Here is a 12493-nt window from a genome sequence, read left to right as displayed (position 1 = left end):
AAGCTCACTTCCCGATGGAAAAGCGCTTGGATGACTTCGACTACCGTCACCAGACAACCATTACCAAACGCCAGATCAGTGCCTTGTTGGACTTTAACTTCCTGGATGCGCGCCAGAATCTGGTGTTTATAGGTCCTCCCGGTGTTGGCAAAACCCACCTTGCCATTGGTCTGGGCTACAAAGCCATCGAGGCGGGCTACAAGGTACTGTTCAAAACTGCCATGGCCTTAGTGGAAGAGCTGGAGCTAGCTGAGAAACGGGGTGAGCTGAAGAAGCGCATCAACCTCTTGGCCAAAAATGACCTACTGATCATCGATGAGTTAGGTTACCTGCCCATGAGCCGACAATCGCGGTACAACCTCTTCCAACTGATCAACAGTCTCTATGAATACCGCTCCATCATCCTGACCACCAACAAGGATTTTACAGACTGGGGTGAGTTCTTCGTAAGCGCCCATAAACCAGCACCTGTATTCCATGATCCAGCCACGTCACACTGATTCCATTGTAACTGGATCAAGGAATCAAGTGATGACCACTCACGAACGTCAGCAATATTGGCAGCAACAGATGGCAGACTGGCAGGCATCGAATCTGTCCGGTGCCGCATTCTGCAAACAGCATGCACTGTCATATCATCAGTTTGTTTACTGGCGCCAGAAGCTGCTCAATGATGAAGACACGCCTCCCGAAGTGAAGAAGGTTGGATTTGCCCGGGTCGCACCGCTTCAAAGCCCTGGCTCTGCAGCGGAGCTGACGCTGTCACTACCCGGTGGCGTATCGATTACTGGCCTGCATGCCGGGAATATCGATCTGTTGGGCGCGATTCTGAGGCAGTTGTAATGCGTAGCCGCTACCTGCGTCCGGCACAGGATATACCGGAGATCTATCTCTACCGTGCGCCGATCGACTTCCGCAAACAGGCCAACAGTCTGGCATTGTTGATTGAGCAGGAGCTGGGGCGCAGCCCCTTTACCGGCGCGCTATATGCCTTCACCAATCGCCAGCGCAATAAGATCAAATGCCTGATGTGGGAAGACAACGGCTTCGTGCTCTATTACAAGGCGCTGGCCGAGGAGAAGTTCAAGTGGCCACGCGCCTCGGAGGAACTGATGCCACTGACCGGTGAGCAGATCAACTGGCTTCTGGATGGCTACGACATCACCTTGCTGAAGGGACATAAAACCCTGCAATATGATGCGGTTGGATAGCTTTTTTACGTGCTCCAACCAGCTGTTTTTGCTACAATTTGCGCATGAAATTACCGCCGGAAAAGCCTGCCATCACACCCGATCTCAGCGGCCTGTCTGCCGCTGAGCTGCTGTCGGTTGTGGCAGGACTTCAGCAGCAGTTAGCGGCTAAAGATGCTGTTGTCCAACAGCGTGACCAGTATATCCAGATCCTCGAAGAGCTCCTGCGTCTGAAGAACATTCAGAAGTTCGCCGCCAGCAGTGAGAAGTCCGCTCACCAGATCCATCTCTTCGACGAACCTGAACTGGAAGCCGAAATCGACCTTCTGCGCGATCAGCTACCCGAGGACGTGGTAGAAGCCGATGCCCCCAAGCCTGCACGCAAGTGCCGTCAGCGTGGCTTCTCCGATACGCTGCTGCGTGAGCGCATTGAACTGACTCTCTCTGATGAAGAGAAAGCCGGTGCCAGCAAGGTGTTCTTCACCAAGGTGAAGGAAGAACTGCAGTTCATTCCGGCACAACTGAAGGTGCTGGAGTACTGGCAGGAGAAAGCCGTGTTCGAGCAGGAAGGTTACGAGCGCATCATCGCCGCTCAGCGTCCGGTTCATCCACTGGGTAAGTGCATCGCCACCACGTCACTGCTGTCTTACATCATCACTTCCAAGTATGCCGATGGTCTGCCGCTGTACCGGCTGGAACAGATGCTCAGGCGCCTGGGTCATGAAGTCAGCCGTACCAACATGGCGCACTGGATCATCCGCCTGGATGAGGTGTTCAAACCACTGATCAACCTGATGCGGGAGGTACAGAACAGCAGTGACTACCTACAGGCTGATGAAACCCGTATCCAGGTCTTGAAGGAGGATGGTAAAACGGCCCAATCCGACAAGTGGATGTGGGTGACACGGGGTGGTCCACCCGACCACCCCTCAGTGCTGTTCGACTACGATCCATCACGAGCTGGCAGTGTGGCGGTGCGCTTGCTGGATGACTTCACCGGTATCCTGCAGGCGGATGGTTACTCCGGCTATGGGCAGGTGTGTACGGCTAATGGTCTTACCCGTATCGGTTGTTGGGATCATGCGCGTCGCAAGTTCTTTGAAGCCTCCAAAGCGGCACAGGCAAAGGGTAAAAGCAAAAAAGCCGTTGTCTCCAAGGCTGATATGGCATTAAGTCATATCAGCAAGCTCTATGCGATTGAACGTCAGATCAAGGACCTGAGTGTAACCGAGCGTTATCACATCCGTCAGGAACTGAGCCTGCCGACACTGGCCGTGTTCAAAACCTGGCTGGAGAATAACGTCAATAAAGTGATGAAAGGCTCGCTGACCCGCAAGGCGATGGAGTACACGCTAAACCAGTGGCCCTATCTGATCGGCTACTGTGAACGGGGTGATCTGCACATCAGTAACGTGCTGGCCGAGAATGCGATCCGCCCGTTCGCACTGGGTCGCAAGGCCTGGCTGTTCGCAGACACACCGCAGGGCGCTCGTGCCAGTGCGACCTGCTACTCCCTGATCGAAACGGCCAAGGCCAACGATCTGGAGCCGTCAGCGTATATCCAGTATGTGTTGGAGCGCATCGCACAAGCTGACACACTGGAGAAGCTGGAACAGTTGTTGCCCTGGAATACTGAGCTGGAGCGTACTTCAAAAAAGGTGGCGCAGCTCGACTGAAGGCAAGAGTGTCTATTTAGCGGCGCTTACAGTTCTTCCATAACGACAATGTGGCGATCCCGATCGTGGACCGGATCATACATCACTCACACATCTACATGCTGGGAGGTGAGAGCTATCGACTGAAAGAAAAACTGACCAATTAGCGAACTAGGTGGGTCAATTTTATTGGCCAAAAGTGGGTCAAAATAGATGGCCATTGACAATGCGGATCTGAACGACTTTCGTATGGCTGCCACGCCTGGGGATGCGCAGATGCGCAAGGCGCTTCAGGGCGGCGAAGCGGAGTCGTGAGGCGGATTTTAGAGCGGTGCGCTGGCTGTCACTGAATATCTCGAAATTCTGGCAAAAACCCTGTCAAGAACTTTTTGCAAAAAATTGAGCTGAATAGTTACATCGAGATTGAACAAGTCCTTTTCCGAAAAAGAAATATGATGACTGTTAAAGTTTATAAACTGCTTGCCATCTATTCTCATCTGAAAGTGGTAATGAGGAAAGCTAGAGTTACCACTTCCGTGACCTTCATAATCGGTTTTTGAACAATCAAATGTCCACTCGATATTTTTCCACTTGATTGTTGTTTGTATTATTTTTCTTTCGCCTTTCTCGTCAACAAGGTCATTGATATTTCCTTGGAATCTTTCTTGGTTAGCAACCCATCTAAGATACGAAGATATTTGATGATAATCGAACGCCTGATATATTTTTGAAAAATCCTTTGCCTTAAATTTGCACCTTCTAAGGAGCCAGTGAATACATGGCTCACTCTTGCTTAGTGTCTTAAATGGCTTTCCACACAAATAGCATTCTTCACGTTCATAGTGCTCCTTGAATCTTCTGTGCTCATCGAGTGCTTGATCGTGCTGAAGCTGATGTATACGGTCAAGCTCTCCGGCAGGCAGGCTTTCTATCATTTCTTTGAATGATTTGGGATTCACCCTCTTAAGATCATCCACCCACATCTCCTAATGAAATATAATGTTTAGATCACCTTCACTGCATGAAACAAAAAAAATGATCACGGTGGTAATGCTGCGAGATCACTATGTAGCACGCTTGCAGTGTATGGTGCATCGCCTGGTTGGACAGTACCGCTGGCACCCAACTCGGGACGACTGTTTATAAAGGAATTTCCTTTTGGAGCATGTCGCCAAACCCGTCCCTGAAGCTGGGCAGGTGTGCCGCAGGTTTTACAGCAAAGTAGCATAGTTCGAACATCCAGACCACGTCGAACGCTCAACCCAGCAAGATTGCCATGCCAGCTCAGTGCCTGCTCATATTTCTGCTTTGCAGCCGGTGCATAAAGCCCGTAATAGCGCACAGTATGGATACCATCGGTTGGGACATGCTGTAGCAGTCGCTGGATCAGTTGCAGTGGTCTGAGTTGCTGCCGCCTGATGCGCTTGCTTCGATGATCCAGATAGCTCATCTCGATCTGTCCCTGGCTCCAGCCCTTGATCTGTTCCGGGTTTAAGGGGCCGCCCTTGCAATACCGGGCCAGATACAGCATCACGCCCTTTCCATGCGCGTAGCGCTCCTCTATCCGCACACTCCACTCTTTACGATACAGCCCCCGGTATTGCTGCCAGAAATCCGCCTTGCTCATATCCGGCGGTAGCACCAGATCGCCAGCCTCCATTGCCTCCTTCAAAAAGGCTTGAATCTTGCCACGGTAGTAGCGTCTCAGCACGGCACTCGGAAGTAAAAATGTGCCTGAGTCTTGCCAGCCATTCGCCTTTGTCAAACCACCAGCGGTCACCAGACAATGGGTATGAGGGTGCAAATTAAGCTGTCTCCCCCAGGTGTGCAGGGTCATCAACAGCCCAGGAGTCACACCACCATATTTGGCGTCAGCCATCAGCTCCATCAGCGATTGCTGGCTGGCCTTGAACAGAATCCGTGTAAACAGTGTCTCGTTATACCGCCACAGTGACAGGTACTCATGAGGCAAAGTAAATATCACATGAAAGTGAGGTGTGTTAAGCAGCCGCTGTTGTTGTTGCTCCACCCATTCCACACGCTTTTTCTGTGCACACAGGTAGCAGCTTCGGTGTCGGCAGGAATGGAACTGCTCCCAATCCTCATGCCCTTCCGGGCAGCTATAATAACTGACGCCCATGTCACGTGTTCGGCACTGGCTGAGCGCCTGAATCGCCTTGCGGTACTTCAGTGGCTGGGGTGTTTTGTCCAATGCTGGCTTGTACGCCAGAAATAACTTTTGTATGGTTCTATTCGGCATGTCCATATGCCTCCTGATCCTTGAATTACGCTCTCCACCGCGTAGCGGTTATGTCCAACGTTTAGATCACCTTCACTGCATGAAACAAAAAAAAATGATCACGGTGGTAATGCTGCGAGATCACTATGTAGCACGCTTGCAGTGTATGGTGCATCGCCTGGTTGGACAGTACCGCTGGCACCCAACTCGGGACGACTGTTTATAAAGGAATTTCCTTTTGGAGCATGTCGCCAAACCCGTCCCTGAAGCTGGGCAGGTGTGCCGCAGGTTTTACAGCAAAGTAGCATAGTTCGAACATCCAGACCACGTCGAACGCTCAACCCAGCAAGATTGCCATGCCAGCTCAGTGCCTGCTCATATTTCTGCTTTGCAGCCGGTGCATAAAGCCCGTAATAGCGCACAGTATGGATACCATCGGTTGGGACATGCTGTAGCAGTCGCTGGATCAGTTGCAGTGGTCTGAGTTGCTGCCGCCTGATGCGCTTGCTTCGATGATCCAGATAGCTCATCTCGATCTGTCCCTGGCTCCAGCCCTTGATCTGTTCCGGGTTTAAGGGGCCGCCCTTGCAATACCGGGCCAGATACAGCATCACGCCCTTTCCATGCGCGTAGCGCTCCTCTATCCGCACACTCCACTCTTTACGATACAGCCCCCGGTATTGCTGCCAGAAATCCGCCTTGCTCATATCCGGCGGTAGCACCAGATCGCCAGCCTCCATTGCCTCCTTCAAAAAGGCTTGAATCTTGCCACGGTAGTAGCGTCTCAGCACGGCACTCGGAAGTAAAAATGTGCCTGAGTCTTGCCAGCCATTCGCCTTTGTCAAACCACCAGCGGTCACCAGACAATGGGTATGAGGGTGCAAATTAAGCTGTCTCCCCCAGGTGTGCAGGGTCATCAACAGCCCAGGAGTCACACCACCATATTTGGCGTCAGCCATCAGCTCCATCAGCGATTGCTGGCTGGCCTTGAACAGAATCCGTGTAAACAGTGTCTCGTTATACCGCCACAGTGACAGGTACTCATGAGGCAAAGTAAATATCACATGAAAGTGAGGTGTGTTAAGCAGCCGCTGTTGTTGTTGCTCCACCCATTCCACACGCTTTTTCTGTGCACACAGGTAGCAGCTTCGGTGTCGGCAGGAATGGAACTGCTCCCAATCCTCATGCCCTTCCGGGCAGCTATAATAACTGACGCCCATGTCACGTGTTCGGCACTGGCTGAGCGCCTGAATCGCCTTGCGGTACTTCAGTGGCTGGGGTGTTTTGTCCAATGCTGGCTTGTACGCCAGAAATAACTTTTGTATGGTTCTATTCGGCATGTCCATATGCCTCCTGATCCTTGAATTACGCTCTCCACCGCGTAGCGGTTATGTCCAACATTTGTATTCTGCGCATGCGCATTTTGCCATTTCTGATATACCGATCATGTCTGCGTATCGGCTTGATTTGCATACACTATCACAGATACTTACTCAATCCAGTAAAAGCAATCCGCGCATGCTCGAATTGCCCTGCACGCATGCCTCATATCTCAAACATATGAATTATAACTAATTGAATTTAAATGCTTATTTATAACCTACACTGACAAAACGAGCAACATCACTTGTCAAAACGAGCACTTATCGTCTACCCTGCTCAATATACTGTACAAATATACATATTCTGGAGTACATCATGGCAGGAAGCCCCTTCATCGAATCACTGCGTGCCGAAATCCGCGTGCGAGGCTACAGCCTGCGCACTGAAAAGACTTACATTTTCTGGATCAAGCGCTTCATCCTGTTTCACGGCAAGCGCCACCCCCGTGACATGGGGCCAGAAGAGATAAAGGCTTTTCTGAGCTGGCTGGCGGTCAGTCGTCATGTCGCTGTCAACACCCAGAAGGTGGCACTCAATGCATTGGTTTTCCTGTACCAGAAGGTGATGCATCGACAGTTGGGTGAACTTGGTTTTCAGCCAGCCCGAAAGCAACGTCGCTTACCTGTGGTACTCACACCGGAAGAGGTCTTCAAAATCATTAATCAACTGTCTGATCGCAATCAACTCGTTATCCAGATGCTCTATGGCAGTGGTTTGAGGATCAGTGAATGCCTGCGACTGCGGGTGCAGGATATTTGTTTCTCATCCCTCGCCGTGACTGTTAAAGATGGCAAAGGAAATAAAGATCGTATCACGCTGCTGAGCAAGCATCTTGTAGCCCCCTTGCAGGAAATGGTCAACCTGGCGTTAGCTGTGCAAAAAACCGATAACGAGCAAGGACTCGGTCCCTCCCTGCCCGATGCACTGGGACGCAAGTACCCCAATGCATTCAGATCACCGGGATGGATGTACATTTTTCCTTCATCGACTCTGTGTCCACACCCATTGACTGGCGAACTCTGCCGCCATCACCTGCACGACACTGTCATTCGCAAAGCCTTGCAAGCAGCCGTGCGTGCATCAGATATAAGGAAGAAAATAAGCTGCCATACATTTCGTCACTCGTTTGCTACTCATCTGCTTCAATCAGGCTGTGACATACGAACAGTTCAGGAGTTGCTGGGCCATAACGATGTCAGTACAACACAGATTTACACACATGTTATTGGTCAGCATTTTGCTGGCACAACCAGCCCACTAGACCGTTTCCAACTGTTGAAATAAAGGGATTTAACTGAGCGCGAGACACGCTACCGCCCCGCCGGTGCTCCATCACAGCAAGTCGGTACTTCCATATTGTTCTTGAAACTTAACCCAGAATCTTTGTGTGCGCAATGTCGATGGTGCTGCCTGGTGCAAGGTCAGCCATTATCGAGGCTTCGCAGTGCATACAGGCGGCTGGCAGGATCTGCCAGCAGTGCCTGTGGTGTGCCCTGCTCCAGCACACACCCCTGATCCAGCACGATCACTCTGTCAAACCGCTCAAGAGCGTGCAGGTGATGGGTGATCAACAGCAGGCTCTGCTCAGGTTTATAGGCCAGCACCAGATCAAGCACCCGCTCGCTGGTTGTGGTGTCCAACCCTTCGCAGGGCTCATCCAGCACCAGCAGGTGCGCTGGCTTCAGCAGGGCCCGTGCTATGCCAAGCCGTTTGCGTTGTCCGCCAGAGAGCCTACTGCCACCCTCGCCCACTTCACGCGCCAGGCCGTCAGAACCCAGTGCATCGCTCATGCCCAGTTGATCCATCAGGTCGAGCATCAGTTCATCCTTCAGCTCTGCATCGGCCAGCAGCAGATTACTGCGTACACTGCCTGCAAAAAGATGGACCGGCTGTGCCAACACGCTGATCTGTGCTCGCAGCGCCTCTTCCGAGAAGGACTGAATCGGTTGCCCGGACAGCAACAACTGTCCACTCTGCGGCTCCCAGAAGCGTGCCAGCAGATTGATCAGTGAGCTTTTGCCACTGCCGGTATGGCCCAGCAGCGCGACCTTCTCTCCTGGCGCTATCTCTAATGAGATCTCATTCAATACGGGCCGGTCATCGTAGGCAAAGCTGACTTTATCAAACACCACGCGCCCGGGCTCACTGGCAATCGCCACTTCGGTCGCATCAGGAAAAGCGATATCCGACTCCTGATCGGCAATCTCCTGCAACCTTTGTGCTGCCGCACGCGTTTTGCCCAGATACTGATAGGCCATCGGCAAGGGAGCCACCACCTCGAAAGCGGCCAGTACACAAAAGAGCACCAGCGCCAGGTTCATCGACCCCATCAAACCCTGCTGTACCAGGTTAAGCCCCACCGCCAGTGCTCCGGCTATGGCAAAGCCCGTCAACAGCAGCATCAAGCCACTAGTGAGGCCCGCTATGAGGCTCATGCGCAACTGCGCACGCACCAGGCGCGCTTCCTCCTGCTCGATTCTGAGCTTTTGATCCAGCACACCATTGTAAATGGTGAGTTCTGCCATGCCGGAGATGTAGGCAAGGCTGCGATCACGCAAGGCTGCCGTAGAGCTGACCAGTGCGGGACCAACCAACACTCCAAGGCGATAACCGAACAATGGTACGAAGAACCCCGCACCCAGCAGCATCAGTAATACCAGTGGTGCAATAACCGGAGCGAGGTAGAGCAGCAGTGAAAAAACCAGCAACGATACGACTATTGCAATCAGCGAGGGTGACAGAACACGCAGGTACAGGTTATCCATGGCGCTGACATCTGCAATCAGTCGATTCAGCAGGTCAGCAGATCGGTACTGTTGCAGGCGCGCTGGATTAAGAGGTTCCAGCCGCTCATAAAACCAGCAGCGGATTCTGGCCAGAATGCGGAAGGTGGCCTCATGGCTGGTAACTCGCTCGAGGTAGCGCCCGATGATGCGGGCGCCAGCCAGGGTGCGGATCGCCTCGATACTGCTCAGCCCGGCCAGGCTGCGCAGCACCACAAAGCCACCGCCAAGTGCGGTTGCCGAAACAAACCACCCGATCAGGGCCATCATCCCTATGCCCGACAGAGCCGTGATCAGTGCCAACAACATGCCCAGCAACACCCAGATCAGATGACGCCGCATCAGGCGGAGGAATGGCCAGAGCTCTCTCATGTGGCACCTCCGGCAAGCAAGGCGCTGCGCTCATCTTCATCCAGCATTTGCAGCCCGCCAGCATCGAGCCGACACACCCTGTCTGCCCGGCGCATGCTACCCAGGCGATGGGTGATCAGCAGCACCGTGCGCCCCTTGCACAGCTCTGCCAGCGCTTTTAACACCTGATCTTCGCTGTCTTTATCCAGGCTGGCTGTCGGCTCGTCCAGCAGTAACACGGGCGCATCCTTCAGAAAGGCGCGTGCCAGCGCCAGACGTTGAATCTGACCGGCCGACAGGCGACTGCCCATCTCGCCCAGATGACTGTCCAATCCCTGCGGCAGACGTTCTACAAACTCAAGCGCCGAGGACTGCCTGCAGGCATCAAGCAGCTGCTCATCAGATGCATCCGGTGCTGCAAGCAGGAGGTTTTCTCTCAAGGTTCCGGGAAACAGTGTGGTCTGCTGACTGACCCAGGCTATCTGTTGCAGCCAGTTGTCTCGCTTCAGCTCACTCAGCGGTATGCCGTTAATGCGCACCTCACCTGTCGATGGTCGCAAAAACCCAAGCAGTAACCCCATCAGTGTGGATTTGCCAACGCCGCTGGGACCAACCAGCGCCAGCATCTGACCGGCTTCGATAGTCAGGCTGATGTTTTTCAGCACCTCCTGCTGCTGCCCCGGGTGCCAGGAGAAACCGATCTGATCCAGTTCCAGACTGATCGGGCCGGGTGAAAGTTCGCGCTCACCAGACTCTGTGGTTCTCTCCTCCTGCTCCAGGATCTCCTGCAAGCGCTCAGCAGCCGCCACTGCCTCCTGTTTGGCATGGTAGTGTGTACCCAGTTCCTTCAACGGCAGATAGAACTCCGGTGCAAGAATCAGAATCACCAGCGCATGGTAAAGCGTCAGCTCTGTTCCACTCCAGGTGCCAAAGCTGACAAGACCGGTGAAGTGGTAGGCCAGATAGATCGCCACCAGCGCCATGGATACCACGGCAAACAACTCCAGCACAGCCGTGGAGAGAAAGGCCAGCCGCAACACCTGCATGGTTTTACTGCGAAAGGCTTCGGCATTATCCGCCAGGATCTTGTGCTGGAACTTGCTGCGATTAAAGAGCTTCAGCGTTCCCAGCCCCTGTACTACATCCAGAAAGTAGGCGCTGAGATTGGCCAGGGTACGGAAGTTCTGTCGGTTAGCCTCTGCAGCCCGACGCCCCACCAGTATCATCATCAAGGGGATCAGAGGAGCCGAGACCAGAAATATCAAGGCTGCAGCCCAGTTAAGTGTCAGTACAAATGACAGTATCACCAGCGGCAACATGGCAGCCAGCGCCACCTGTGGCAGGTAGCGCGCGATAAACCCATCCAGCGCTTCGATCCGTTCCAGCAGTGCACTGCTCAGCTCACCACTGCGCTCTCCCTGAGTATAGGCAGGCCCCAGACTGGCAAGCTTCTGCAGCAACAGCTGTCGCAGATGTCGTCTGACGCCGATTGATGCGCGCTGTGCGCTCCACTCACGCAGGACACTCAGCGCTACACGCCCGACAAGCGCGGCAAGATAGTAAAGGAAATAATCCGACAGCTGTTCCAGTGAGCGGTGTTCAAACAGCCCGAAGTAGATGACTGAGGCCAGCAGGTGCGCCTGATAGATCAGCAATCCGCCCGACAACAAGGCAGACACAACAGACAACTGAATCCAGCGCCGCTCGGTAGCAGCAGCTCGTTTCAGCCACCCTTTTCCTGTCCTGTCTGCGTCACGGCTGCGTTGCTGCATTCAGCGCCATCCTCAGTATGGGGGATGTTGGCAAGCCCTCAGGCCTGCATGGACAAAAGCTCCCCGGCGGTATCACGCGCCGCTGCCAGACGTGCTTCATCTGCTGTAAACGGCTTACCGAGCATACGCGGCAGGCGTCCCGATGATTTGATTCCGCTGGCCTTGATATGCGCCAGCACTTCACGGGCGGCGGCCGGTTGATTACATACCAGCACCATATCACAACCGGCGGCCATCGCCTGATCGCAGCGCTGCGCATAGCTGCCGGCGACACTGGCGCCTTCCATGGTCAGGTCGTCACTGAAAATAACGCCGTCAAACCCCAGCCGCTCACGCAGGATCGTGCGCAGCCAGTATTCGGAGAAGCCTGCAGGCGAGTGACATACCTGAGTGTAGACCACATGAGCCGGCATGATCGCATCCAGCCCTTGTGTGATCAGATCACTGAAGGGTTGCATGTCGACATCACAGATTGCACTTTCCAACCGCTGATCGATAGGCAGTTCCAGATGGGAGTCGGCCTCTACCCAGCCGTGACCGGGGAAGTGCTTGCCGGTGGCAGCCATACCCGCCTCGTGCATGCCCGCCATGAAAGCACCTGCCAGCACTGATACATCCGCCGCATCGGTCGCAAAGGCGCGATCACCGATCACCGAGCTGCGCTGCCAGTCGAGATCCAATACCGGTGCAAAGCTGATATCGATATCAAAAGCTCTGAGTTCCGCCGCCATCAGCCAGCCCAGCTCGCGTGCCTGAATCAGCGCCTGCTCGGGATCCTGCTTATAACGCTGCCCCAGCGTTGCCATGGCTGGCAGGCGAGTAAAGCCTTCACGGAAACGCTGTACGCGCCCCCCTTCCTGATCAACTGCCACCATCAGATCGGGGCGCACCGCACGTATTGAGCGCATCAGAGAGGTCAGTTGCGCCGGATCAGAAAAGTTGCGACTGAACAGAATCAGACCACCGACATCGGGATCGCGGAGCACTTCTCGTTCGCTGTCTGTCAGGGATAGCCCTTCAAGATCCAGCATCAGAACACCAGTTGTCATTCAGGATCACTCATCAAAAATTTCGAAAAATCAAACAGCACGCGTCAGTCAAGGCTTACTCAGTCAACACA

Annotated in this window: 11 protein-coding genes and 1 pseudogene; 6 read left to right on the top strand and 6 right to left on the bottom strand. The window is 53.7% G+C overall.

Annotated features, from left to right (window positions below):
- The 5 genes and pseudogenes from F7R27_RS17190 to F7R27_RS17170 all read left to right on the top strand — a co-directional run.
- A partial coding sequence (locus F7R27_RS17190; protein WP_151705498.1) for an ATP-binding protein occupies positions 1 to 500 on the top strand: 500 nt, incomplete at its 5' end.
- Between the two features lie 31 nt (positions 501 to 531).
- On the top strand, positions 532 to 843 hold the full coding sequence (gene tnpA, locus F7R27_RS17185; protein ID WP_151705497.1) for an IS66 family insertion sequence element accessory protein TnpA: 312 nt from the start codon (positions 532 to 534) through the stop codon (positions 841 to 843).
- Positions 843 to 1211, top strand: a complete 369-nt coding sequence (gene tnpB / locus F7R27_RS17180) for an IS66 family insertion sequence element accessory protein TnpB (RefSeq protein ID WP_151705496.1) — start codon at positions 843 to 845, stop codon at positions 1209 to 1211. Before tnpA ends, tnpB begins: the two co-directional genes overlap by 1 nt.
- 44 nt (positions 1212 to 1255) lie before the next feature.
- A complete protein-coding gene (gene tnpC / locus F7R27_RS17175; RefSeq protein WP_151705495.1) occupies positions 1256 to 2866 on the top strand; it encodes an IS66 family transposase in 1611 nt (536 codons plus the stop codon).
- Positions 2867 to 2907: 41 nt separating this feature from the next.
- Positions 2908 to 3012, top strand: a pseudogene (locus tag F7R27_RS17170) (ATP-binding protein); the annotation flags it as partial.
- 156 nt (positions 3013 to 3168) lie between these two features.
- Here the strand turns inward: F7R27_RS17170 and F7R27_RS17165 are convergent.
- The 3 genes from F7R27_RS17165 to F7R27_RS17155 all read right to left on the bottom strand — a co-directional run bounded on the left by F7R27_RS17165 (position 3169) and on the right by F7R27_RS17155 (position 6424).
- Complete coding sequence (locus F7R27_RS17165) at positions 3169 to 3822, bottom strand: hypothetical protein (RefSeq protein WP_151705494.1); 654 nt, start codon at positions 3820 to 3822, stop codon at positions 3169 to 3171.
- 62 nt (positions 3823 to 3884) lie between these two features.
- Positions 3885 to 5105 (bottom strand): IS91 family transposase, encoded by a 1221-nt coding sequence (locus tag F7R27_RS17160; protein WP_168927546.1) that lies wholly within the window; start codon positions 5103 to 5105, stop codon positions 3885 to 3887.
- A gap of 98 nt (positions 5106 to 5203) precedes the next feature.
- Positions 5204 to 6424 carry an IS91 family transposase gene (locus tag F7R27_RS17155; RefSeq protein ID WP_168927546.1) on the bottom strand — a complete coding sequence of 407 codons (1221 nt, stop codon included), beginning with the start codon at positions 6422 to 6424 and terminating at the stop codon, positions 5204 to 5206.
- A gap of 358 nt (positions 6425 to 6782) precedes the next feature.
- Here F7R27_RS17155 and F7R27_RS17150 point away from each other — a divergent pair, with 358 nt between their 5' ends.
- Complete coding sequence (locus F7R27_RS17150; protein ID WP_151705492.1) at positions 6783 to 7751, top strand: integron integrase; 969 nt, start codon at positions 6783 to 6785, stop codon at positions 7749 to 7751.
- 137 nt (positions 7752 to 7888) lie between these two features.
- On the opposite strand, the gene cydC is transcribed toward F7R27_RS17150, so the two are convergent.
- Genes cydC through nagZ form a run of 3 tightly spaced genes read right to left on the bottom strand, consistent with a single transcriptional unit; the run spans position 7889 to position 12422 of the window.
- Entirely contained in the window at positions 7889 to 9622 is a 1734-nt protein-coding gene (gene cydC / locus F7R27_RS17145) for a thiol reductant ABC exporter subunit CydC (RefSeq protein ID WP_151705491.1), read from the bottom strand.
- The gene (gene cydD, locus F7R27_RS17140; RefSeq protein ID WP_151705490.1) at positions 9619 to 11373 is read right to left on the bottom strand and encodes a thiol reductant ABC exporter subunit CydD; all 1755 of its coding nucleotides are present in this window, start codon (positions 11371 to 11373) and stop codon (positions 9619 to 9621) included. Before cydD ends, cydC begins: the two co-directional genes overlap by 4 nt.
- 38 nt (positions 11374 to 11411) lie before the next feature.
- The gene (gene nagZ / locus F7R27_RS17135) at positions 11412 to 12422 is read right to left on the bottom strand and encodes a beta-N-acetylhexosaminidase (RefSeq protein WP_240776421.1); all 1011 of its coding nucleotides are present in this window, start codon (positions 12420 to 12422) and stop codon (positions 11412 to 11414) included.
- Positions 12423 to 12493 lie beyond the last annotated feature (71 nt).

This window comes from Nitrincola alkalilacustris, from assembly GCF_008973755.1.
GTDB lineage: Bacteria > Pseudomonadota > Gammaproteobacteria > Pseudomonadales > Balneatricaceae > Nitrincola > Nitrincola alkalilacustris.
The sequence above is the reverse complement of the archived record's forward strand: the minus strand, read 5'-3'. Positions and strand labels throughout refer to the sequence as shown.

What these genes read in the sequence shown, in the direction of transcription:
- tnpA (WP_151705497.1), top strand. Translation starts at nt 532, where the DNA reads ATGACCACTCACGAACGTCAGCAATATTGGCAGCAACAGATGGCAGAC.
- tnpB (WP_151705496.1), top strand. Translation starts at nt 843, where the DNA reads ATGCGTAGCCGCTACCTGCGTCCGGCACAGGATATACCGGAGATCTAT.
- tnpC (WP_151705495.1), top strand. Translation starts at nt 1,256, where the DNA reads ATGAAATTACCGCCGGAAAAGCCTGCCATCACACCCGATCTCAGCGGC.
- F7R27_RS17160 (WP_168927546.1), bottom strand. Translation starts at nt 5,105, where the DNA reads ATGCCGAATAGAACCATACAAAAGTTATTTCTGGCGTACAAGCCAGCA.
- F7R27_RS17155 (WP_168927546.1), bottom strand. Translation starts at nt 6,424, where the DNA reads ATGCCGAATAGAACCATACAAAAGTTATTTCTGGCGTACAAGCCAGCA.
- F7R27_RS17150 (WP_151705492.1), top strand. Translation starts at nt 6,783, where the DNA reads ATGGCAGGAAGCCCCTTCATCGAATCACTGCGTGCCGAAATCCGCGTG.
- cydC (WP_151705491.1), bottom strand. Translation starts at nt 9,622, where the DNA reads ATGAGAGAGCTCTGGCCATTCCTCCGCCTGATGCGGCGTCATCTGATC.
- cydD (WP_151705490.1), bottom strand. Translation starts at nt 11,373, where the DNA reads ATGCAGCAACGCAGCCGTGACGCAGACAGGACAGGAAAAGGGTGGCTG.
- nagZ (WP_240776421.1), bottom strand. Translation starts at nt 12,422, where the DNA reads ATGACAACTGGTGTTCTGATGCTGGATCTTGAAGGGCTATCCCTGACA.